At 72.2% G+C, this 22,901-nt stretch carries 15 protein-coding genes and 1 pseudogene; 6 read left to right on the forward strand and 10 right to left on the reverse strand.

The features are described from left to right. Window positions 1–614, forward strand: a pseudogene (locus D7X96_RS33170) (cell envelope biogenesis protein TolA); the annotation flags it as partial. Between the two features lie 66 nt (window positions 615–680). Here D7X96_RS33170 and D7X96_RS33175 read toward each other — a convergent pair. Genes D7X96_RS33175 through D7X96_RS33185 form a run of 3 tightly spaced genes read right to left on the reverse strand, consistent with a single transcriptional unit; the run spans window position 681 to window position 3,654 of the window. Then, the gene (locus D7X96_RS33175; protein WP_120548021.1) at window positions 681–1,172 is read right to left on the reverse strand and encodes a serine/threonine protein kinase; all 492 of its coding nucleotides are present in this window, start codon (window positions 1,170–1,172) and stop codon (window positions 681–683) included. An 11-nt stretch (window positions 1,173–1,183) separates the two neighbouring features. After that, entirely contained in the window at window positions 1,184–2,095 is a 912-nt protein-coding gene (locus D7X96_RS33180) for a DUF2381 family protein (RefSeq protein WP_158616203.1), read from the reverse strand. Between the two features lie 44 nt (window positions 2,096–2,139). After that, window positions 2,140–3,654 (reverse strand): Kelch repeat-containing protein, encoded by a 1,515-nt coding sequence (locus tag D7X96_RS33185; protein WP_158616204.1) that lies wholly within the window; start codon window positions 3,652–3,654, stop codon window positions 2,140–2,142. Window positions 3,655–3,778: 124 nt separating this feature from the next. Between D7X96_RS33185 and D7X96_RS33190 the strand changes: the two genes are divergently transcribed. Both D7X96_RS33190 and D7X96_RS33195 read left to right on the forward strand, forming a co-directional pair. Further along, window positions 3,779–5,326, forward strand: a complete 1,548-nt coding sequence (locus D7X96_RS33190; RefSeq protein WP_121723284.1) for a sensor histidine kinase — start codon at window positions 3,779–3,781, stop codon at window positions 5,324–5,326. Beyond that, window positions 5,323–6,642 (forward strand): M16 family metallopeptidase, encoded by a 1,320-nt coding sequence (locus tag D7X96_RS33195; protein WP_121771561.1) that lies wholly within the window; start codon window positions 5,323–5,325, stop codon window positions 6,640–6,642. Before D7X96_RS33190 ends, D7X96_RS33195 begins: the two co-directional genes overlap by 4 nt. Here the strand turns inward: D7X96_RS33195 and D7X96_RS33200 are convergent. Continuing rightward, window positions 6,623–7,933 carry a tetratricopeptide repeat protein gene (locus D7X96_RS33200; protein WP_233609839.1) on the reverse strand — a complete coding sequence of 437 codons (1,311 nt, stop codon included), beginning with the start codon at window positions 7,931–7,933 and terminating at the stop codon, window positions 6,623–6,625. The two genes, D7X96_RS33195 and D7X96_RS33200, sit on opposite strands and share 20 nt — an antisense overlap. Window positions 7,934–7,988: 55 nt before the next feature. Here D7X96_RS33200 and D7X96_RS33205 point away from each other — a divergent pair, with 55 nt between their 5' ends. After that, window positions 7,989–8,333, forward strand: coding sequence for a hypothetical protein (locus D7X96_RS33205; RefSeq protein ID WP_120548026.1), 345 nt, complete (start codon window positions 7,989–7,991; stop codon window positions 8,331–8,333). 9 nt (window positions 8,334–8,342) lie between these two features. Here D7X96_RS33205 and D7X96_RS33210 read toward each other — a convergent pair whose 3' ends face one another. Then, window positions 8,343–8,942, reverse strand: a complete 600-nt coding sequence (locus tag D7X96_RS33210) for an RNA methyltransferase (RefSeq protein WP_120548027.1) — start codon at window positions 8,940–8,942, stop codon at window positions 8,343–8,345. A gap of 63 nt (window positions 8,943–9,005) precedes the next feature. After that, on the reverse strand, window positions 9,006–10,034 hold the full coding sequence (locus D7X96_RS33215; RefSeq protein ID WP_121771562.1) for an AraC family transcriptional regulator: 1,029 nt from the start codon (window positions 10,032–10,034) through the stop codon (window positions 9,006–9,008). Between the two features lie 131 nt (window positions 10,035–10,165). Here D7X96_RS33215 and D7X96_RS33220 point away from each other — a divergent pair, with 131 nt between their 5' ends. After that, window positions 10,166–11,536 (forward strand): cytochrome P450, encoded by a 1,371-nt coding sequence (locus tag D7X96_RS33220; RefSeq protein WP_121771563.1) that lies wholly within the window; start codon window positions 10,166–10,168, stop codon window positions 11,534–11,536. 4 nt (window positions 11,537–11,540) lie between these two features. On the opposite strand, the gene D7X96_RS33225 is transcribed toward D7X96_RS33220, so the two are convergent. The 4 genes from D7X96_RS33225 to D7X96_RS33240 are packed head-to-tail and all read right to left on the reverse strand — an operon-like array spanning window position 11,541 to window position 22,065. Next, window positions 11,541–13,043, reverse strand: coding sequence for a DUF4388 domain-containing protein (locus D7X96_RS33225; RefSeq protein WP_121723281.1), 1,503 nt, complete (start codon window positions 13,041–13,043; stop codon window positions 11,541–11,543). 24 nt (window positions 13,044–13,067) lie between these two features. Then, the gene (locus D7X96_RS33230; RefSeq protein ID WP_120551292.1) at window positions 13,068–14,918 is read right to left on the reverse strand and encodes a GGDEF domain-containing response regulator; all 1,851 of its coding nucleotides are present in this window, start codon (window positions 14,916–14,918) and stop codon (window positions 13,068–13,070) included. A 34-nt stretch (window positions 14,919–14,952) separates the two neighbouring features. Beyond that, window positions 14,953–15,804, reverse strand: a complete 852-nt coding sequence (dapF, locus tag D7X96_RS33235; RefSeq protein ID WP_120551293.1) for a diaminopimelate epimerase — start codon at window positions 15,802–15,804, stop codon at window positions 14,953–14,955. A gap of 24 nt (window positions 15,805–15,828) precedes the next feature. Continuing rightward, window positions 15,829–22,065: a methyltransferase domain-containing protein gene (locus tag D7X96_RS33240; RefSeq protein ID WP_244219809.1), complete on the reverse strand. Its 6,237-nt coding sequence runs from the start codon at window positions 22,063–22,065 to the stop codon at window positions 15,829–15,831. Window positions 22,066–22,194: 129 nt separating this feature from the next. On the opposite strand from D7X96_RS33240, the gene D7X96_RS33245 reads away from it, so the two are divergent. Then, window positions 22,195–22,901 (forward strand): IF-2 protein (locus D7X96_RS33245; RefSeq protein ID WP_120551295.1); only part of this gene is annotated, 707 nt, incomplete at its 3' end.

The raw sequence follows: 22,901 nt of genomic DNA on the forward strand, positions 1-22,901 counted from the left end.
TCCCCGCGCCGGTGACCGCGGCCCCCGCCGCCGCTGTTCCGGCCGCGGCGGATCAGATCGCCGCGCCCGCGAGCGAGCCCGTGGTGAACGCGGCGGTGGCCGTGACGCCCGCGCCCGTGGCCCCGGCGGAGCCCGTGCGCCGCTACCGCGAGCTGAACGACGCGGACCGCGAGAAGATGAACCGGCTGGAGCAGGCGGCGAACAAGGACCGCGCCCGCGCCGCGGAGCTGGAGAAGGAAGTGCGCCGGCTCAAGGGCCGCGCCGACACGCACGCGCGCATCCTGGCCGTGACGAAGTCCGAGGCCGACCTGGGCAAGGACAAGTACAAGGCGCTGGAGAAGCGCCTCAACCGCACGCTGCTGGAGCGCGACCTGCTTCGCCGGGCCATCAAGGACCTGGAGAAGAAGACGGGCATGCTCGCGGACCGCACGGAGCTGACGCCGGACGAGGTCGCCGCGAGCGACCAGCGCAGCGACGAGCAGGCCCGCGCCCGCGCCGAGGCGGAGGCCCGCGCCACCGCCGCCGCCACGCCGACGGAGGCCCCCGCCACCACGGAGCCCGCGTCCACCGAGGGCGAGGCGAAGCCCTCCGAGGCCCCGCCGTCCAACGCCTGAGCCGCACCCCGGCGTGAAGCATGAAGGCCCCGCGGTCCCCTCACCGGGACGCGGGGCCTTCGTGTTTCAGCGATAGGACTCGACGATGTCCACGCCCGCCGAGGAGAACTCCAGGATGGCCGTCCCCGGCTTGGAGTCCGGCCGCTTGCGCAGTTGCCCCTTGGAGAGCCGCGCCACGGCGCAGATGGGGATCTTGTCGCCATCTGGCGGATGCGCCTCGTAATAGCGGACGACCACCTGCGGCCCCCCGGTCCACACCCGCCCATAGAGGCGGGTGGTCGTTTCAAGAGGCCCCAGGCCGGAGATCAGCATGCTCTCCACGGGACCGTCGTAGAGCGTGATGGGGCTGACGTCGTCCTGGTTGATGTCGAGCGCGACATTCGCTCCGTCGCCCACGCGCAGGCGAAGGATCCGCATCGTGTTCAGCGCATCCTCGGGACAGTCCTCGGGCTTCGGTGTCCCGTCCGAACGAAGCCCCACACCTCCTCGGGTCGTGGTGCAGCCCAGCGACAGGGCCAGCACGAGGGCAACCGGGGACCACTTGCGCGGTGCGTTCATGTGGCGTCCATCTACTCCCGGATGAAACGCTGTTCCAGGACGAGGTAGGCCTGGGACAAGCCGTCGGACCGGAACAACTCCAGCGCCAGTTGCTCCAGGCCCCGGGGTGATTGGAAAGCGCTGTCATCCGCGACGACGGCGATGCGGCCCGTGGCTCCGGGCGCAATCTGCTCCTGCTGCATGCGCAGCGCGAACGCGCGTGAACTCCCGCCAGAGACCGTGGACAGCCGGGCCTCCATCATCCGCCAGGGCTTCTTCGCATCGCGGTTGGTCAGGGTGAACAACACCGCCACCTTCGGAAGCGTCTTGCTGGAGAGCACCTCCACCAGGACGTCCGCCCCATCCTCCTTGAGCCGCCATCCCTGTCGGCGGACGAAGGGCGTGTGCTTGAGGTTTCCCTGCGCCAGGAGCGTCGCCAGCGCGTGATCCGCGGAATGCTCCTCCTCGCGCAGGCGCTGGTTCTCGTCCTCCAGGACGCGCCGCTGTTTGAGTGAGTCCATCAGCGTCGAGTACATGGCGTCGTAGCCGCGCGGGTCCTCGAACACGTTCACCTGCTGAGCCACCGCGCTCCGCTGTCCCTCACCCGCGGGCTTGAGGAGGAACGGCACCTGCTTGCCGCTCGCGAGCGTTACCAGCAGGGGAATGGCCTCGTCCTCTCCCAGGTCCTGGAGGGGTTCGACGACCACCTTTCGGCCGCCCGCGAGCAGCGGCTCGAATCGGCCCTCCCACGCCAGCATGCGGGTTCGTGTGGGGTCCACGGGCGTCTCGAAACGAAGGACGGTGACCACCCTCCCCTTCACGTAGAGGGTGGGCGTGGAGTCCGACGGATGCTCCGACAGCAGCACCGTGCGGATCGCGAGTTCCTCCCGCTCACGCGCGGCGGCATTCACGGTCATCAGCGACAGCGCCAGGGCCAGAGCCAACCGGGCAGGTAGACAGTCCTTCATGGGACCTGACGTTAACAGCATCAGTCGCGCGGGGGTGGCATCACCACCAGCGCTTCGGAGTTGGCGCGGATCTCCCCGGTGCTGTCGTCCACGCCGCCCACCACGAGCACGGAGCCGTCCGGCAGCGCCGAGCACGTGTGCCACACGCGCGGCTGCGGCATCAGCGTCAGGCCCAGCACGGTGGGCTGCGCGCCTGCGTGCGGGGTGATCAGCTCCACCCACGGCTGCGCGTACGTCGTGCCAATGCCAGTGCCCCGCCCGCCCAGCGCCATGACGCGGCCGTCCGGCAGCGTCACCGCGCACAGGTTGCCCCGAGGCATTAGCGCGGGGCCGTCCTCCACCTGAACCACGCCATTCAGGAACTCGGAGGCGCCCACCGGCCGCGCGCCTTTCGCCGGGTCCAGGCCGTCGAAGCCGCCCATGACCAGGGGCAGTGGATCCTCGTCCGGCCTGCCCAGCAGCGCCACGGCGGCGCCTACACGGGGGCCCCTGAGATAAGCCCCCGCCGCCAGCGTGAGGATCTCGCCGTCGGCGAACGTGAAGGCCGCCACGTCTCTCACGGCCCCCAGGCCACTCGCGCCGCCCACGACCTGGAAGATGCGTCCGCCCCGCTCCACCGTCAGCGCCGCGTCCACGAAGGAAAACGGGGCGGGGTAAGCGACAAGGCGCCCCTTGGCCGAGTCGTAGCCTTCGACCGTGTCCACCGTGCTGCCGTCCGCCGCGCGCCCGCTGACCAGCAGCACCTGGCCCTCGGTATTCACCGCCGCAGCGTGCTGGTAGCGGGCCGCCTTGAGCGGCAGGTCATTCCTCGCGCCCGTGTTCGGATCCAGGAGGAGAGACGAGGGCTGCAACGTCACCGGCGCGAAGGACGCCGCGCCGCCCGCCAGGAATACGCGGCCATCCGGCAGCAGCGACGCCGTGTGGAAGGCCCTCGCGCCCACGTCCGGCCCGGGGCTGAACGTGCCATCCGCCGGATTGAACACCTCCGTCGTCCCCGTCACGGGCCGCGTGCCATCCGCGCGAGGCTCATAGCCTCCGGTGATGAACACGCGTCCATCCGGCAGCGTGGTGGCCGTGTGCGCCGCGCGCGTCGCGACCGGCAGCGAGCAGGTCCTCGGGGCCGACGCCAGGTTCACCGGCACGAACTCCCCCAGCCTCCGCAGGAACATCCGCACCTTCGGTGCCTGGCCCTCCGTCACGTCGAACGGAACGGAGCGGCCCAGGGACACCAGCTGCCCGCCCTGATCCGGCGCACCGACGTAGGCCCGGACCTCCAGCACCCGCGCGGTACCGGACGGAACGGCCGGCACGTCCGCCTCCGTCCACGCCACCGTCGACACCCGCTCCCGGGGCGTGTCGAGCCCGGGGCCCGTGACGCGGAAGCGCAGGTGCGTCACCCCGGCCAGAGGCTGGGTGCCGGCGCAGGAGTCGCTGAGCAGGTCCAGGGAGGGGCGGACCTCGTTCTCCCCGCAGGCAGGGGTGAGGGCCATCAGGGCGGCGGCGAGGAGCGTGGAGCGGACGAAGCGCGGTGCCATGGGGCGCAACGCTACCAGCCCCCCTCCCCGGCCGGGTGGAGTCCAGACAGCCGGAAGCAGGCGGCGCGGCGGGGATTGCGCTGTAATGCGCCCGCCCCAGGACGTATGTCCTGTCCCCTCCTCCATGAAGCTCTCGCTCGCCACCCGCATCTTCCTGGGCTACGCGCTGGTGCTGCTGACGTTCGGGGCGGTGTCCCTGTTCAGCGTGGCGGAGCTGCACCGCAACCGGCTGGAGATCCGCCTGGTCAGCCAGGGCTACCTCCAGCTGTCCCAGGACGCCGCCGCGCTGGAGACCTTCCAGACCAGCCAGGAGAAGGACACCGAGCGCGTGCTGGAGCAGAACAGCGTGGAGACGCGCCGCGCCCTCATCCGCCTGGCGAGCCTCTACTACGCGCCCCAGATGGCCCAGCGCCTGGAGGCCGCCCGCGCCAAGGCCCGCGAGGTGCTCACCTTCGCCCCCGAAGGTGAGGTCCCCTTCGTCAACGAGCTGGACGCGAGATTCGCGGAGCTGGCGCGCAACTCCCAGGCCTACGGCCGCGCGGTGGAGGCCGTGTTCACCACGCTCGCGTCCGAATCCCCCGAGAGCCAGGACGTCGCGCGCGCCACCGCCGAGCTGCGCCAGCTGGAGAGCGCCATCGGCCGCGAGCTGCGCGTGCTGCGCGCCACGCTCACCAACCGCATCCGCGAGCGCGTGGACGGCGCGGAGGAGCGCGAGCGCCGGACGGGCCTCACCATCATCGCGCTGTCCATCATGGCCATTGGCGTGGGCGTGGGCGTCACCGCGTGGTCCGCCCGCACGCTGCGCCCGGTGCGCACGCTCATCGAAGGCGTGTCCCGCATCGGGCGCGGTGACTACTCCGCCCAGCTGGGCGTGCGCGGCGAGGACGAGGTGGCGCTGCTCGCGCGCGAGTTCGACCAGATGGCCCGCTCGCTCCAGGCCCGCGAGGCGCAGCTGAAGTCCCAGGCGGAGGCGCTGATGCGCGCGGAGCAGCTGGCCGCCGTGGGCCGCATCTCCGCGCAGATCGTCCACGAGGTGCGAAACCCCCTGTCCTCCATCGGCCTCAACGTGGAGCTGCTGCAAGACGCCGTGGACGGCGCCAGGTTCGACTCGCAGGACACGGCCACGGAGGCGAAGGAGCTGCTCTCCGCCGTGACCCACGAGGTGGACCGCCTCACCGACGTCACCGAGCAGTACCTGCGAATGGCCCGCCCCGCCCGGCCGGACCTGGAGCCGGAGGACATCATCGCGGTGCTGGACGGCGTGCTCGACTTCACCCGCGAGGAGCTGGTGCGCGCGAACGTGGAGGTGGTGCGCGCCTTCGCGCCCGACACGCCCCGCGTGCTCGCGGACCAGGGCCAGCTGCGGCAGGTGTTCCTGAACCTCCTGCGCAACAGCCGCGAGGCCATGCCCACCGGAGGCACGCTCACCGTGGCCACCACGCTTCTGGACGGCGACGGCGACGTGGAGGTGACCGTGCGCGACACCGGCAACGGCATGACGGAGGAGGCCCGCCGCCACCTCTTCGAGCCCTTCTTCACCACCAAGGAGGGCGGCACCGGCCTGGGGCTCGCGGTGAGCCAGCAGATCCTCCAGGCCCACGGGGGCTCGCTCTCCTGCCAGAGTATTCCCGGCCAGGGAACGACCTTCGTGTTAAGGCTTCCTCGCGCATGAGCTTTACACCGTACCGGGACGTGCTGCCCTCGGGGCTGCGCGTCGTCACCGTCGAAACGCCCCACCTGCACACCGCCCTCCTGGCCGTCTACGTGCGGACCGGCAGCCGCCACGAAACGGTGGAGAACAACGGCGTCAGCCACTTCCTGGAGCACCTCTTCTTCCGGGGAAGCGAAGCCTGGCCGGACACGGTGAAGATGAACGCGGCCGTGGAGGAGGTGGGCGGCAACCTCAACGGCGCCACCACCCGCGACCACGGCTACTACTACACCCCGCTGCACCCGGCGCACCTGGGCGTGGGCCTGGAAGTCATCGGCGACATGCTCACCCGCCCCCGCCTCACCGACATGGAGGTGGAGCGGCAGATCATCCTGGAGGAGATGCTCGACGAGGTGGACGACAAGGGGCGCGACATCGACCTGGACAACCTGTCCAAGCGCCTGCTGTTCCCCGGCCACCCGCTGTCCCTGAAAATCGCCGGCACCCGCGAGTCCGTGAAGGCCCTCACCCACGCGCAGGTGCTGGAGCACTTCGCCCGGCACTACGTGGCCGGCAACCTGGTGGTGTCCGCCGCGGGCAGCGTGAAGCACTCGGAGGTGCTGGCGCTGGCCGAGCGCGCCTTCACCCACCTGCCCAAGGGCCCTGCCACCACGGAGCTCGCGCCGGCGCTGCTGGGTCCCGGGCCGCACTTCCACTTCGTCTCCCACGATGAGTCGCAGACGGAGTTCAAGCTCACCTTCCGCGCCGTGCCGGAGCAGCACGAGGACTTCCCCGCGCTCCAGATTTTGCGGCGCCTGCTGGACGACGGCCTGTCGTCGCGGCTGCCCTTTGAAATCGTGGAGAAGCGCGGCCTCGCGTACTCGGTGCAGGCGGGCCTGGACACGTACCACGACCTGAGCCTCTTCGAGATTGAGGCGGCCAGCGCGCCGGAGAAGGCGTCGCTCGTGGTGGCGGAGGCGCTGCGCGTGCTCGCGGAGCTCTGCGAGAAGGACGCGAGCGACGAGGAGCTGAACCGCGCCAAGCGCCGCCACCGGATGCTGCTGGAGTTCTCCCAGGACTCGCCGGGCGAATTGGCCGGGTGGTTTGGCGGCGTGGAGCTGTTCCGCCGTCCGGAGACGTTCGGACACCGCGCGGATCAGGTGGACCGGCAGACGGCCGCGCGCGTGCGCGAGGTGGCCCGGCGCTACTTCACCCGGGAGAACCTGCTCGTGGTGGCGGTGGGCCAGCGCAAGGGGCTCAAGGCGCTGGAGAAGGTGGTGGCTGACGCGGAGGGGCTGCCCTCCTCCGCGCCCGCGCTCAGCGCCGCCCGCGGATGATGATGGGCCCCGACGGGGCCTTCTTCTTCTTGGGCGTCGCCTTCTCGATGGCCTTCTGGATGCGCAGGTACTCGGGGTTGCGCGGCTCGCGCTTCAGGGCCTCTTCAATCAGCTTCTTGCCGCGCGGCAGCTGCGTCTCGAACCAGGCGTAGAGGTTCGCGAGCGCGGCCTTCTCCTCCACGGACGCCTCGCCCAGGCCCATCAGCCGCTCCAGCACCTCCTGCGCCTCCGGCTTGCGGCCGGCCTTCAGGTGCAGCCGCCACATGCGCGACAGCGCGGGCGCGAAGCTGGACTCCGTCTTGAGGGCGAAGCGGTAGCTGTCCTCCGCCGCGCGCGCGTCGCCCTGCTCCTCCTGCACGCGGCCGCGCACGTACAGCGCGCGGGCGAAGCGCGGACGCAGGTGCAGCGCGCGGTCCACCAGCTGCTGGGCTTCCGAAGCACGGCCCTGGGCGCAGACAATCTCCGCCAGCCACGCCACGGCCTCCGCGTTGTCCGCGTCCTCCTCCACCAGCTTCTTGAGCGCGCCCTCGGCCTCCGCCGGGCGCCCCAGCGCCATGAGCACGCGGGCCTTCATCGCCACCACGTCCGTCAAGTCCGCGTCCTCTTCCGCGACGGACTGCAGGTCGGCTTCCGCCAGGTCGTAGAAGCCGCTCATCAGGAAGTAGCGCGCGCGCAGCAGCTTCGCGGGCGTGAAGCTGGGCGAGCCCTGGAGCACGCGGTCCATCAGGTTGGCCGCGAGCAGCTCCTCGCCCTTCATGAGGAGGATTTCGGCCTCCACCGTCTTCGTCGCGGCGTCGTCCGGGTTCTCCCGGAGGATGCGCTCCAGCGTGGCGAAGGCCTCGTCCGGCTGTCCCTGCCGCGCCTGGAGGCGGGCCAGCGACAGGATGTCCTCGTTGGACAGCTTGCCTTCGTTCCGCAGCGTGACGAGCGTGGAGATGGCCTGGGGAATCTGCCCCTCCCCCATGTACAGCTCCGAGAGCTGCTTCTGGATGACGGGGTCGGAGCCCGGCAGCAGGCTCTCCGCCTGCTTGAGCGTGAGGATGGACGCGCCCGGGTTGCCCGCGCCCTGATGGGCCCTGGCGAGCAGGAGCAGCGGCTCCACGCTCTCCGGGGCGGCGTTGGCGGCCTTCTGCAGTTCCGAGATGGCGCGGGAATACTGTCCCTGCGCGAGCGCGTCACGGCCCTGGGACAGGGAGGTCTGGACCTGGACGGCCTGCTTCTGCGCGGCCGCCGTCTCCGGGTCCTTGCAGGCAAGCGGCAGGAGCAGGACGAGCGTCCAGGGACGGGGCAAAAATCGATGGGGCATCGCTGAGGGACAGGGTACCGGATGTTATCCTTCTCCGTCGATGGACCCTTTCGTGCGCCGCCTCGTGGAGAGGCTTCATGATCCCAGCCGGCCGCTGTCGCGGAACCGGCACTTCCACACGTTCGACACCCCCGAGGGTCGAATGGCGCTGAAGGTGTTCCGCCGTCTGCGCAGCCTCCAGCAGGACATCCTCGCCTGTCACAAGGAGGGCCACCGCGCGCGCATCTCGCGGCAGGTCAACCCGGACGGCGAGCACCGCATCGAATTGTGGATGGAGCGCGTCGCGGGCCGCCGCGTGTCCATGCTCCAGCCCGCGGAGTACGAGCTGCTCGCCCGGCTGCCCGGGGTGCGGGACGCGCTGGAGATCCTGGACGAGGCGGCCTGAAGCGCGTTGCTAGAACACCCAGGGTCCCAGCCCCGAGGGTGCCCCGTCACACGCCGCCCTGAGCCGCGCCTGGGCGTCCTCGTAGGAGAGCCGGGCCGCGTCCGCCTTGAGCGTCACGGAGGCCCAGTCCCGCCACGAGCGCAGCACCGCGACGTGGCGGCCGTCCTCCTCCTGTGCCTCGGAGAAGTGGACCAGCAGCCGTTCCTCCAGCGCCTCACGGGCCTTGGTCCACGGGCCTTCCTTGTCCAGCCGGACGCGCTTGTCCCGCTCCACGGTGGAGAGCAGCGCGCGGGCGTCCGCGGACAGCCCCTGGAGGGACGGGCGGCGGCGCGCGGGCTCCATGGCCACGCGGTAGACGGCGGGCCAGAGCGTGGGGTCCACGAAGGCGACCTTGCCCTCCACCAGCCGCACCGCGAGCACGTCCTTCGACGCGCGCAGCATGCGCCCCAGCCGGTACGCGAGCCGCCCCTTCGCGTGGTCGCGCCAGCTGCCGGTGGGCCGGCCGCCCATGACCTGCTCGACGAGGGACGTGGGCCCGTGGGTGGGCACCTCGGTGATGACGTGGCGCGTGCGCACCAGCTCCTCCGCGTCCCTCAGCGTCTTGATCATCCGCGTTCCCCTCCTGTGGGGAAAACATTCCAGGACAGGAGCGGATTCCGGCGCCTGCCCCCTTCACGGCTTCGGGGCCTGGGCCTGCTGCCACTGGCCCGGCGTCGTCCCGCTCCAGCGGCGGAAGGCCCGGGTGAAGGCGCTGGCGTCGCTGAAGCCCAGGAGGAAGGCGATCTCGAAGTGCGGCAGCAAGCCGTCGCGCAGGAACTGGAAGGCGCGGTCGCGGCGCACGGCGTCCTCCAGGCCCGCGAACGTGACGCCCTCCTCCCGCAGGCGGCGCTGGAGCGTGCGCTCACTCACCGCGAGCCGCGACGCGACGTCCCCGGGCACCAGGTCCCCCGTGCGGGGCTGGGCCGCGAGCACCTCCTCCACGCGCTCGCGCCAGGAACGGACCCCCTGGGCCTCCAGCTGCGCCAGCTCCGCTTCCGCGCGGGCGTGGAGCAGGTTGCCCAGCTCGATGTCCGCGTGGCGGATGGGGAGCCTCGCGGCGGCCTCGTCGCCCTGCACGAGGTTGGCGCCCGCGTCGTATTCGATGCCGACGCCGAGGAAGTCCTCCACGGCCCGGGAGGCCGCGTGGCGCGGGTGCGTGACGCAGACGCGCGTGGGCCGCCAGTCCTCGCCGCTGAGCGCGCGGCCACTGGCCACCAGCGCCACGAGCAGCCCCTCCACCGGGTGCCGCAGCCGCGAGGCCCACGCATCCCGCGGATCCAGCGCCAGCTCCACGCGGAGCATTCCAGGCGGTGAGAGGACGCGCCACGACGTGCGCGGATCCAGCAGCGCGTGGATGCGGCAATAGCGTTGCAGGGACGTGCCCAGGTCCGGGCTGTTCACCAGCACGTAACCCACGAGCCCCACGTGGGTGGGCTCCAGCGCCTGCGCGAGCCGCACGGCCAGCGGTTCGGAGCCTCCTACTTCGACGAGCAGGGTCCACACGCGCTGGAGCGCCGCGTAGGGCAGCCGCACGTCCGGCCGCGCGAGCAGGGCTTCGTCCACGCCCACCGCCTCGAGCAGCCGCGCACGCGCGATGCCCAGCGACGCACCCACCTGGAACAGGGGGCGGAACAGCGAGGACTGGAGCGTCTGGGGACGCATCGCGGGCCAGCATGGCCTGACGCCCCTCGGCTCGCAATGCGCCGTGGCGCCCGAGGACAATGCGTTGGCGCCCCGGGACCATGCACGCCGGGCGCCGGAGCGCGATACCTCCCTCCAGGAGGAAGCGCCTCATGACGACGACCGCCGCCCCCCTCACCCGCCAGCCCCCCGGTCCCCGGGGCCATCTGCTCATGGGCATCCTGCCCGACGTGCGCCGCGACATCCTCGGCTGCCTGAGAGACCTCCATCGCCAGTACGGGGACGTGGTGCGCTACCGGCTGGGCCCCCTGCGCTCGCACCTGGTCGCGCATCCGGACGGCGTGAAGCACGTCTTGCAGGACCACGTGAGGAACTACACGAAGGACCACCTCTCGTACCGCATGGCGCGGTGGATCACCGGCGACGGCCTGCTGACGAGCACGGGGGACTTCTGGCTCCGGCAGCGGCGGCTGGCCCAGCCCGCCTTCCACCGGCAGCGCATCGTGGGCATGGCCGCGGGCATGGTGCGGCGGACGGAAGGGATGCTCCAGCGCTGGGACACGGCCGCCGCGAACGGAACGCCCGTGGGCGTCAACGGAGAGATGATGCGGCTGACGCTCGCCGTGGTGGGAGAGGCCCTCTTCGGCACGTCGGTGGAGGCCCAGGCGGCGCAGGTCGGCGAGGCGTTCACCGAACTGAGCCAGCAGATCGCCGAGCGGTTCCGCACCTTCCGCATGCTGCCGCCCGTGCTGCCCACGCGCTATGACCGGGCCTTCCGCAACGCGCGCGCCACGCTGATGGGCACCGTGCAGGGCATCATCGCCGCGCGCCGCCAGCGCGGCGAGGACCTGGGCGACCTGTTGTCCATGTTGATGCTCGCGCGCGATGAGGACACGGGCGAGGGCATGACGGACGAGCAGCTGGGCAGCGAGGTGATGACGATGCTCCTCGCCGGCCATGAGACGACGGCCACGTCGCTGAGCTGGGCGTGGGGCCTGCTGTCGAAGCACCCGGAGGTGGAGGCCCGGCTGCACGCGGAGCTGGACGCGGTGCTGGGGGGCCGCGCGCCCACGGCGGAGGACGTGCCCAGGCTTGGCTACACGAAGCAGGTGGTGGAGGAGACGATGCGGCTGTACCCCGCGGGGGTCATCTTCAGTCGCACCGTGAAGGAGGACGACGTCATTGGCGGCTTCCACATCCCGAAGGGGAGCGCGGTGGACGTGAGCCCCTACGTCACGCAGCGCCACCCGGACTTCTGGGAGGAGCCGGAGGCCTTCCGGCCGGAGCGCTTCGCGCCCGAGGCCGCCGCGAAGCGCCACCGCTTCGCGTACTTCCCCTTCAGCGGCGGACCGCGACAGTGCATCGGCAACAGCTTCGCGATGATGGAGACGCAGCTCGTGCTGGCCACCGTGGCCCAGCGCTACCGCCTGCGCGAAGCGCCCGGCTTCACGCTGGAGCCGGACTCGCACCTGACGCTGAGGCCCAGGGGAGCATTGCCCATGTACCTGGAGCGCCGGAGCTGAGCGCTCACTGAGGCGGCGTCACGGACGCGCGCTGCACCTGCGTGACGCCGGGCAGCGTGGGCGCGGGGTTGAGCGCCTGGACCAGCATGGCGCGCAGCGCCTCCGTGAGGTCTTCTCCCGGAGCGCTCACGCCCGCCGGAGCGCCCTGCAGCGGCGCCGGGATCTCCGTGCCCACCACCACGATGGGGATGCGGACCTCCCAGGCCAGGTAATGCGCCAGCCGCACCGCCGGCTCCGAGGTGTCCATCAACAGCGCGCCAATGGAGCCCGCGCTGAACGGACGCCACAGCGGACGCGCGGCCTCCGCGGGCGGCAGCACGCAGAAGTCCACGTTGAGCACGTCGCTCAGCTCCAGACGCCCCAGCGTGCCGAAGCCGCTCTTCACCGCGGTCGGGTCGGCGGACATCGCCTCCAGCCCCGGCACGCGCGCCAGGATGCGGCGCGCCGCGGAGGAACCGCTGCCACAGACGAAGACCTTCGCCGTCGCCACCTTCGCCAGCGTGCGCGTGCGCAACAGACGCCCGCGCAGCGCGTGCACCTCCGCCGCGCCGATGAGGTCCCCCCCGCCCAGGTTCTGGCCTTCGCTCTCCGTGGGCCGCGCCACGCCCTTCTGGAGCAGCGTGGACAGCACGCCCAGCACCTCCATGTCCGTGGCGGGCGCCAGGTCCAGCACCTCACCCAGCGCTCGCGGCTGACGGAGCAGTTCCATCACCTGCGCCGTCACCGGGTGCTGCTCCTCGGACAGGTCCACCTCCGGCGCCAGCATCAGCCGCGTGTGGCGCGGCGGCAGGCCCGGCAACAGGCGGTTCACCTCGTCTGACTGCCGCATGCCCTCCAACAGCGCGTCGTCCATCGCGCGGTTGATGCGCGGCCGCGCGGCGCTGGTGCCGGGCGTGAAGGTGAAGTTGCCCTCCGTCCACGCCAGGAGCCGGAACAGCGCCTTCTCCCCTTCCACCCTCCCCAGCCGCGCGTTCACCGTGCGGCCGTCGGAGACGGTGATTTCGCCGCGCTCCGCGCCGCGCTCCAGCGACAGCTTCCCATTGCGCTTGTTCATGCCCAGAATCTGCATGAGGTCCGGGATGCTGAGCTGGCTGAGCGACCCTTCGATTTCCTGCTGCTCGCTCTTGAGGTCCTTGGCCGCTTCGTTGCGCCGGAAGATGTGCTCGATGCGGCTGAGCACTTCATCCAGGTTGAAGGGCTTGCGCAGCGTGCCGTCCCGCATGCCCCGCGCCCGGTCCGTGTCCAGGCTGGACGTGGTGAGCACCACGGGGATGTCTTCCGTGCGCGGGTTGGTGCGAAGAATCTGCACGAACGTGCGCGCGTCCAGCAGCCGGCACGCCTCGTCGAAGAGCGTCAGGTCCGGGTGCCGGAGCACCGCGACCTCCAGCGCCCGCGAGCCATCCGGCGCGTAGTGCACCTGATAGCCCTTCGTGCGCAGCGCCCGCGACAGGGCGCGCACCGAGTCGAGGTCGGGGTCGGCGATGAGGATCTTCCGCACCTGGGCCAAGGTCGCTTGCTCCGCTTCGTGACGTCAGTAGGGCTGCAGGTCGTATTCGGCCTGCAGCTTGGAGATGAGCCCGTCCACCACCGCGGTGTCCGAGGTGTGGAACCCCCACGTCGCGCCCCGCCCGCGCCGTTGGATGAGCGCGTACGACGCGCTCTCCGACAGCCAGAGGATGAACTCGTGGCGCGCCACCCGTTCGTCCCCTTCCAGGAACACCGGCGTGAGCGCCGCGTGCGACTCCAGGTCCACGCGGCGGCCCAACAGGTAGATGCGCGAGGACAGGTCCGGCGGCGCCTGCTCCAACCCCACCGCCAGCGGCAGGTCCGCGCGGATCTCCGGGCCCCCCACGTAGAGCAGCCCGCGTGAGCCCGGATCGCGCACCAGCTCCCGGGCGATCTCCACCTGGAGCTCGTCGAAGAGCACGTCCGCCACCTTGCCCCGGCGGCTGGGCTCCGCGCGGTCGTCCGTGGGCAGGCGCGGGCTGTTGGGCGTGCCCAGCAGCAGGTCCACCTCGTCCCAGAACGGCAGTCCGTCCAGCATCAACCGGCGCTGGAGTGACGCTCGGCGCTCGTCCATGCGGCGGCGGCAGCGGTGCACCAGCTCGTCGAAGTCCTCGCCGTCCTTGGGGAACGTGCTGGCCCCGCCCACGAGCGCCAGCGGCAGGCGCTGCTCCACGTCCTGCACGTCCGGCTCATCCCGCACGGCGGCGACGGCGCGGCGCACGAACATCATCGCGCCGAAGAAGTCCGTCTCCGGCAGCAGGAGGTAGAACTCCTGGTCGCTCGCCTTCGCGATGACGTCCGAGTCGCGGATGATTTTACTGAGCGCCTTGATGATGCCGCGTACCGCCTTCTTCGCGTCCTGCGCGCCCAGCCGCACTCGCACCAGCGGCAGGTTGTCGATGCTGAAGGTCAGCAGCGAGAACGTGCGGCCGTACCTGCGCGCCTTGTAGATCTCCTTGGACGCGTAGTCGGTGAAGTAGCTGAGGTTGTACGCGGCGGTGTCCCGGTCGCGCAGGCCCAGGCGCTGGAGCGCCATCAGCTTGCGGCCGTTCTTCACGCCCACCGCGGCGAAGTCCGCCAGCACCTTCGCGTCGCGCGTGTGCTCCAGCCGGAAGTCGCCGGTGAGCGGGTCGGACAGCTGCGCCAGGCCCATGACCTCGCCCGTGGCCACCAGCGGCACGTACAGCACCGGCGAGCGCTCATCTCGCGCGAGCCACGGAGCGGCTTCACGCAGGCGCAGCGACAGCGGCCCCTCCGGGCTCATCTTCTCCGGCAGGAACTGCTTGTCGAGCAGGCCCCGGTACGAGCGCAGCGCCAGGTCCCCCCGGTCGTCCACCACCCACAGCGCGGCGCTCTGCGCGTCGCACACCGCGCCCAGGTCCGCGATGACGCGCTCCTGGAGCCATTCCAGGTCCGGATGGGACAGCAGCTCCAGGCAGCGCTGCTGGAGGTTGTGGAAGCGGGCGAACTCCAGGTTCTCGTCCTGGAGGCGCGCGCGCTCGTGGCGCAGCTGGGCGCGCTCCATGGCGCGGTCCACCGCGAGCAGCAGGTCCGACTCCTCGATGGGCTTGGTGAGGCAGTCCGCCACGCCCAGGCGCAGCGCGACCTCCGAGCCCTGAACGTCGTCGCGCGTGCTGACGAGGATGACCTCCTGCTCGGGGTCCCGCTCGCGCAGGCGCGCGGTGAGCGCGAAGCCGTCCACGCCGGGCATCACCACGTCGGTGAGCACCAGGTCGAACGTCGCCCGGGACACCTCTTCCAGGGCGAGGGTGGCGTTCTCCACCGCCACCACGCGGTGCCCCCGGCGCGACAGCAGGTCCGTGGCGAGGTTTCGGAAGAACAGGTCGTCGTCGACGACGAGGATGGGACCGGCCACGGCGCTCGGGGGGCGAAGGGAGGAAAACCGAAGGCTATCGGGCCCTTGGAAGCGCGACAACGCCTTCGAAGACGAAGGCCACCGGGCCCCGGAGCCGGATGTCGGACAGGTCCTCCGGAACGCGGATTCTCAGGTCTCCGCCCGGCAGGGTGACCCGCAGCCAGGCGTTCGAGGGCAGACGCTTCGCCAGCACGGCCGCCACCGCCGACGCGCACGCCCCCGTCCCACACGCCTGGGTCAGGCCACAGCCGCGCTCCCACACGACGACGGTGAGCCCGTCCTCGTCCACGCGGACGAACTCCACGTTGGTGCGGTCCGGGAAGGCGGGGTGCCGCTCCAGGCCGGGGCCCAGGCGCTCGGCGGCCTCCAGGGGCTGATCCAGGAGCACCAGGTGCGGGTTGCCCATGTTCACCGCCGTGCCGAGCAGGCCTTCATGGCCGGGCACCGGGGCATTCACGAAGGGCTGGCCGGTCGTCCCGGAGGGCAGGTTCGCGGCCACCATCCGGGCCGGGCCCATGGAGATGTCCACGCCGACGACGCCGCCGTCGCCGTAGCCGGGCTCGCAGGTGAGCACGCCCGCGCCGGTCTCCACGTCGATGAGCGCGGGGTGCTGACCGGAGTGGTCCACCAGATACTTCACCGCACAGCGCAGGCCGTTGCCGCACATCTCCGCGATGCTGCCGTCCGCGTTGTGGACGACCATGCGGGCGAGGCCGCGGGACGACGGGAGGATGGCGAGCACCCCGTCCGCGCCGATGCCCCGGCGCCGGTCGCACAGCCAGCGGGACTGCTCGGCGTTGATGTCCACGCCCGTGCGGCGGCGGTCCAGGACGACGAAGTCGTTGCCCAGGCCGTGGTACTTGAAGATGCGTTCGCTTGCGTCCACGAGGGCAAGTGTAGACGCAGGCGGCTATTCGCGCTCGCCGACCTTCTTGGGCGCGGCCGGAACGTCCAGTGCTGGCATGGCCCGGCGCGAGGCGGCGGGGGCGCTGGCGCGGCGCAGCTCGGCCAGTTCGGCCTCCCGGGCGGCGAGCTGGTCCTGCATCTTCTCGACGTGGGCCTGGAGGACCTCCATCTCCGCGGCCATCTCCAGCACGTCCTCCGGAGGCGGGGCAGCGGCGGACTTCGCCTCCTCCACGGCCTGGAGCAGGGTCGCGCGTTCGGCCTCCAGCGCCTCCAGCCGGGCCTGCTGTTCGCGGATCCGTGAGGCGAGCTGGTCGCGTTCAGCGCGCTCGGCGTCCAGGAGGCGCGCGGCATCCGCGGCGGCGGTCTCCAGGGAGTTGGCGCGGCCCTCCAGGCGGACGCGGGCGGCGCGGGCGACGGTGAGGTCGGACTGGAGGCGCTCGCGTTCGGAGGCGATGGCGGTGCGTTCGGCGTCCGCGCGGCGGGCCTGGGCCTCGGCGTCGGCGGCGGCCTGGGTCAGGGTGGCGACGCGCGACTCCAGCGCGGCCTGTCCGGTCCGAGCGTCCTCGAGCGCCGTGGCGAGCCGGGCCTCCAGGGCGGCGAGGGATTCGCGGCTCTGTTCGGCGGACCGGGCGAGGCGGGCTTCGAGCGCGGCCTGGGCTTCGGCGAAACGCTCCTCGCGCTCGACGTTGGCGGCGTCCGCTTGCGCGGCGAGGTCCGCGATGCGGGCTTCCAGTTCCGCCCGTTCCGCGGCGGCCCGGGCGGTGACTTCCGCGAGACGGGCTTCGAGGTCCGACCGCTCCGTCCCTGACCAGGCAGTGGCTTCCGCGAGCCGGACTTCAAGTTCGGCGAGACGCGCTTCGAGTTCCGCCTTCTCCGTCCCGGCGGTCGCGAGGAGTTCGTTGAGGCGCGACTCCAGTTCGGCCTTCTCGGTGGCGGCGTTCGCCAGAAGCTCGTTGAGACGCGACTCCAGCTCGGCCTTTTCCAGGCCGGCCCTTGCGAGCGCTTCGTTGAGACGCAGCTCCAGCGTTGCCTTGTCCGTGCCGGCGCTCGTGAGTGCTTCGGTCAGGCGCAGCTCCAGCTCGGCCTGATCCGTGTCGGCCTGCGCGGAGACTTCAGCGAGGCGCAGCTGGAGCTCGGCCTTCTCGCGGGTGAGGCGGGCTTCCAGGTCCGCCCGCTCCTGCTCCGCGCGAGCGGTGAGGTCCGCGAGCTGGGCCTCCAGGGTGGCGGTGCGTTCGTTCCTGGCTTCCAGCTCCGCGCGCAGGCCCTCCAGCGAGGACTCCAGGTTCGTGGCCTTGCCCGCGAAGCGGCGCGCGGTCTCCAGCTGCACCACGAGCACTTCCGCGTGTTCGCGCGTCGCGGCGAGCCGGTCGCTGGCGTCCACCAGCTCCGCTTCGAGCCGGCCGACCTGCTGGCTCCGCTCATGCAGCGCGGCGTGCGCCCGTTGCAGCTCGGAGCCCAGGCGCATCAGTTCCTGGTGCGCGGCGCCCAACCGGGCCGTCTCCGCGCGCAGGGCCGTCAGCTCCTGTTCCTTCAGGCCCAGCTGCGCGTGCAGCTCATCCAGGTCCTGTTGCTGACGTTCGGTCCGCGAGAGCGCGCCTTCCAGCTGCGCTTCCATGGAGACCCGCAGGGCGCTGGCCTCACGCAGCTCCTGTTCGCGAGCGGTCAGGGACTCCGTGAGCCGTGCCGCCCGTGCTTCGGATTCGCGTGCCGCGTCCTGCGACTGCGAACCCTCCGCGAGCCGGGCCTCCGCCTGCGCGAGCGAATCCTCGAGCGCGCTGAGGTTCGCGGTCTCGGCGGCGAGCCGGAACTCCACCTCCGTCAGGGAGGCTTCCAGTCCGACCCGGCGCGACGTTTCGGAAGCGGCGCGCTGCTCCGCGTCCGCCAGGGCCTGCTCCAGCGTGGCGAGCCGGGCCTCCGCGTCCTTCAACGAAGCTTCCAGCTCGGAGCGTCGCGTGGACTCGGCGGACTGCCGGCCTTCGACCTCCGCGAGCGAAGCTTCCAGCTCCGCACGCCGCGCGGACTCGGCGGCCTGCCGGGCCTCCGCCTCCGAAAGTGCAGCCTCCAGTTCGGAGCGCCGCGAGGACTCCGCCGCAAGCCGGGTCTCGGTCTCCGCGAGCGTCCGTGACAGCGAAGTGTGGCGCTCGGTGTCCGTGGTCTGCCGGGCCTCCGATTCCGCCAGGGCCTGCTCCAGCGAAGTCAGGCGTGCGGCATCCGAAGCCTGCCGGGCCACCGCGTCCGCGAGCGCCTGCTCCAGCGAAGCCCGTTGCGCGGACACGGCCTCGTGCCGGGTCTCCGACTCCGCCAGGGCCTGCTCCAGCGACGCGCCTCGCGCGGCCTCCGTCGTGAGGCGGGCCTCGGCCTCCGTCAGAGCCTGCTGCATCGCGGGGATGCGACCGGCCTCTTCGGAGTAACGGGCTTCGACCTCCGCGAGCCGGGCCTCGACGGTGGCCCGCGTCTGCTCCACTTCAGACAGGCGCTCCCGCTGGGCCACAAGCTCCGCGTGCAAGGTCTCCAGCTCGGAACGGTGCGCGGCCTCGTCCTTCGCGCGCGACTCGCGGTCGCGAGCCTCCTGCGTCCGCGCATCATCGAGCGAGGACAGCGCCTCCACCTCGGAGCGCCGCGCCTCGGTGAGCTCCGCGCGCAGCTCACGCACGGTCTCATCCAGGGCCGCCTGGGACTGCTTCGCCTCCGCCAGCGCGGCGCGGGCCTCTTCCAGCTCCCGGACGTAACCCCGCGCCTCTTCCACCGACACCGCGAGGGACTGCCGCAGCTCCAGCACCGCGGCTTCGTTCGTGCGCTGCGCTTCGGTGAAGGAGGCCTGGACCTCAGAGAGGGTCTGGCGCGTCTGCTCGAAGGCGGCCTCGGTGGACAGCCGCGCGGCGCGCGCCGCCGACAGCTCCGTTTCGAGCTGGGCGAACGACGCCTCCAGCCGGGCCCGCTGCGCACGCTCCTCTTCCAGCACCGTGCGCGCCGTGCCCAGCGCGGCATCCAGCCGCAGCCGGTCCGCTTCCAGCGCGCTCTGCGCCTCGTTCCACGAGGACTCGGAGCCCTCCAGCCGGGAGCGCAGGGCCCGCTCCGCGTCGAGCGACTCCTGAAGGCTCGCGAGCGCCACCTGCGCCCGGGCCTGCTGCTCGCGCTCCGACAGCAACTGCGCCTGGGTATCAGCGAGCAGCGCCTCCCAGCGAGCCCCCCGCTCCTGTTCGTTGACCAGGGACTCGCGAGCCGCGTCGAGCTCCGCCTGCACCGAGGCCCGGGCCTTCTGCTCCCGAGACAGGTCCTCCTGGATGAGCGCCGCCAGGGCCTCCGAGTCGGTCAGCTCCTGCCGCAGCGTACGGAGCGTCGCCTCCAGCTCCGTGCTCTTCGCCTCGGCGGCCTCGCGGGCCTGGTTCGACTCCGCGAGCCGGGCCCCGTGTTCCCACACCTCACGGGCCAGGGTGTCCCGGGCCTCGGAACGAACCTGTTCGACGGCGGCCTCGGCCTCCGCGCGCACGCCAGCGAGCACCTGCTCCGTCTGGCCACTCGACTCCGCGCGGGCCTCCGCGAGCGCGATGGCCGCACGGGCTTCGGCCTCTTCCAACCGGCGGGCCAGGACGGCCTCGGCTTCGGCGCGCACCTGCGCGAGCATCCGCGCGGAGCGGACCTCGGCTTCCTCCAACTGCCGGACCCGTTCGGCCTCGGCCTCGGCGCGGGCTTCGGCCAGGGCCTGGGCCTGCTGGGCCTCCGCCTCGGCACGCGCTTCCACGAGCGCCAGGGCCGTGCGTGCCTCGACGTCCGCCAGCTGCCGGCTCCGCTGCGCCGACGCGGTGGCGCGAACCTCGGCGAGCGCCTGCTCCCGGCGGTTCTCCGCGTCCGCCAGTCGCGCATCCGCATCCGCCCGAGCGGCCGCCAGCGCCTCCGCCACCGCACGTTCGACACGCGCATCCGCATCCGCCCGAGCGGCATCCAGTGCCTGCGCCGTCTCCGCCAACGCACGTTCAACACGCGCATCCGCGTCGGTCCGCACAGCCTCCAGCGCCCGCGCTGCCTCCGCCCTCACGCGTTCGACACGGGCCTCCGCGTCGGCTCGCGCGGCCTCCAGCGCCTGCGCCGCCTCGCGGGCTTCCGCCAGTGCACGCTCGACGCGGGCATCCGCTTCAGCCCGGGCGGTCTCCAGCGCCTGTGCAAGCCGGGTCTCCGCGTCGGAGCGGTTCACATCCAGCGCTTGAGCCACCTCACGCGCTTCGGCCGACGCACGCTCGACACGTGCCTCCGCCTCAGCCCGGGTCTCCTCCAGCGCCTGAGCAAGCCGTGCCTCGGCCTGCTCACGGGCCTCCGCCAGCGCCTGCGCGAGCCGGGCCTCCTCCTGCTCACGGGCCTCCGCCAGCGCACGTTCCTGCCGCGAATCCGCGTCGGAATGCGCGGCGGCCAGCGCGTTCGTCACCCGCTCGTCGGCCTCGGCGCGAGCCTGGACCAGCGCCTCATCCAACCGGGCCTGCGCCTGCGCCCGCTCCGCGTCGATGGCCTGGACGAGCGCCGCCTCCACCCGGACGCGCTCCGTCTCCGCCGCCGCCAGCCGCTGCCCCGCCGCGTGCTGGGCGGACTCGACGCGCTTCTGCTCCGCCTCCAGCGTCTCCAGGCGCAGCCCGGCCGCGTGAAGCTCCTCCTCCAGCCGCGCCGCCAGCGCGCGGGCCGCGGACTCCGACTGCGCACGGCCCTCCAGCTCCTGCCGCAGCCGGGCTTCCGCCTCACGCGCGCTGGTGAGCTCCGTCTCCAGGGCACGCTGCGACGCCTCGCGCTCCGAAAGCCGCGCCTCCGCGTCCTTGCGCGCCCCTTCGGCGGAGTGCATCCGCTGCTGGGCCTCGGCGAGCTCCCGGCGAGAGCGCGCCAGCTCCGCCTCCTTCACCGGCACCGCGTCGCCCGCCGTCCGCGCGGACTCCTGCGCGCGCGCCAGCTCCGCCTTCAGGTGCTCCACCGCCGCGAGCGCCGCCGAGTACTGCTCCGCGATGCGCAGCTCCCGCTCGCGAGCCGCCTCCGCCTGCCTGCGCCGGTCCTCGGCCCCATCCTGCGCGCGCTCCGCCGCCAGCCGATCCCGCTCACGGTCCACCCGCAGCGAACCCAGCTCGTCCTGCAGCGTGCGCAGCTCCGCGTACGCCTGGGTCAGCCGCTCGCGCGTCTCATCCAGCGTCGCCGCCGTCTCCTCGCGACGGGCCCGCTCCAGCCGCAGCGTCTCCTGCGCGGCCAGCACCTGCACGCCCGCGTCCGCCTGCGCGCGCTGCGCCGCCTCCACCTCCAGGCGCTGCGCCGTCAGCCGGCGGTCCGCGTCGGCGATCCGCTCCGTCGCGACCTGCAACTCCAGCTCACGCCGCCGCAGCCGGCTGCTCAGGTCGTCCCGCTCGCGCGCGGACTCCACCGTGCCCCGGGCCTGCTCCAGCTGCGCGGTCAGCCGCGCCATGTCCTGGCGGGCCCCCTCCAGCGCCGGCTTGAGCGCGACCACCTCCGCCTCGCGGTCGCCAATCTCCGCGCGGAGCTTGGACACCGCCTCCTTCAGCCGCCCCGCCCGCTCCTCCCACGTCTTCGCCCGGGCGGCGACCTCATCCAGCTTGCCGCGCGTGAAGGCCAGCGGCTCCGGCGGCAGCTGCACCCACGTGGGGTCCACCACCCTCGCCGGCTCCAGGCCCGCCATCACCACGAAGTACGCCGCCTCGCTGTGCCGCACGAGCGAGCCGTCCACCTGCAGCCCCTCGCCCTTCTCGAACGCGAGCTGGTAGCCCAGCACCGGCGACTGCGTGGCCACCTCCACATGCGGGAAGTGCACGCTCAGCGCGTCCAGCAGCTGCCCGTACGTGGGCGGCACCGTCTCTTCCGGATCCACCAACTGCGGCAGCGCCAGCCCCGCGATGTTGCGCAGGCCGCCCACCAGGAAGCCCTGCCGGGCCACCAGCCGCGCCAGCTCCGCCATCAGCTCCGGCGCGCGCACGTAGGGCGCCAGGTCCGTCACCAGCACCAGGTCGAAGCTGCCCGCCTCCAGGTCGTCGTAGACGTTGGCGCGGAAGCGCAGCTGCGGGTGCGCATGGGCCTTCTGCGCCGCCTCCACCGCGGCCACGTCCGCGTCGCACGCCACCACGGTGCGAGCGCCCCGCTCGACGAGGAAACGCGCGCTCTCGCCGCCCGTGGACGACACGGCGTCGACCTCGAGCACCCGCCGGCGCGCGAACAGGCTCTCCGCGAAGATGTAGCGGGGCAGCAGCTCGCTGGGCCCCATGCGACGGAAGGTGGATTGCAAAATGATGATCCCGAGGGGGCCAGAACTGTAGCGTTGGAGTCGCAGAAGACCCAATTTCAGGGCCAGACCCTCACGGGCCCACGCCCGACCGACCGGAGAGCAGGCGACATGACCACCCATTCACCGCAGGGATTCGGCTACCGGGCCCGTCGCACCTTCACCCGGCTGGTCGTCTTCCTCGTCATCCTGGGCCTGGGTGGCGGCGTCGTCTTCCTCCTGGGCCAGCTCAACGCCCGCACCTTCACCGTCGTGCAGGAGAACGGCGAGCTGGTGGTGATGAAGGGCCGCGCCCTGCCCACCGGCGCCGCCGCCTACCGCCCAGGAGACTCGCGCCTCGCGGACGCCTACGCCCCCGTCCCCCTGGAGGGCCAGGACGTCACCCTGCTGACGCAGCAGAAGTTCACCGACCGGGACGACCTGGACCGCGCCCTCTTCCCCCTCCTGGAGACCCTGGCCCGCCCGCGCATCGCGTCCGGCGAGCCCGCCAAGGTGGAGCGGGGCCTCTACTACCTGCGCCGCGCGGAGAAGCTCTCCGGCATCACCGAGGAGCAGCGCCGCAGCCTCCAGTCCATGCTCACCGACGTGGCCTTCTACCAGGCACGCCAGAAGCTGGAGGACGCCCGCCGCCTGGTGTCCGAAGGCCTGGCCCAGCTGAAGCTGGCCGCGGAGACGGAGAACCGCCACGCCCGCGCCGCCAACCAGATGCTCTCCACCGTGGGCCCCACCGCCCGCGACCTGGAGGAGGCCCTGCGCCGCGCCGTCCACTCCGAGAGCGCCCCGGACAACACCCCTGTAGCACCGGCCCCACCCAAGCC

It is taken from the genome of Corallococcus interemptor (assembly GCF_003668875.1).
In the GTDB taxonomy this organism is placed as follows: Bacteria; Myxococcota; Myxococcia; order Myxococcales; family Myxococcaceae; genus Corallococcus; species Corallococcus interemptor.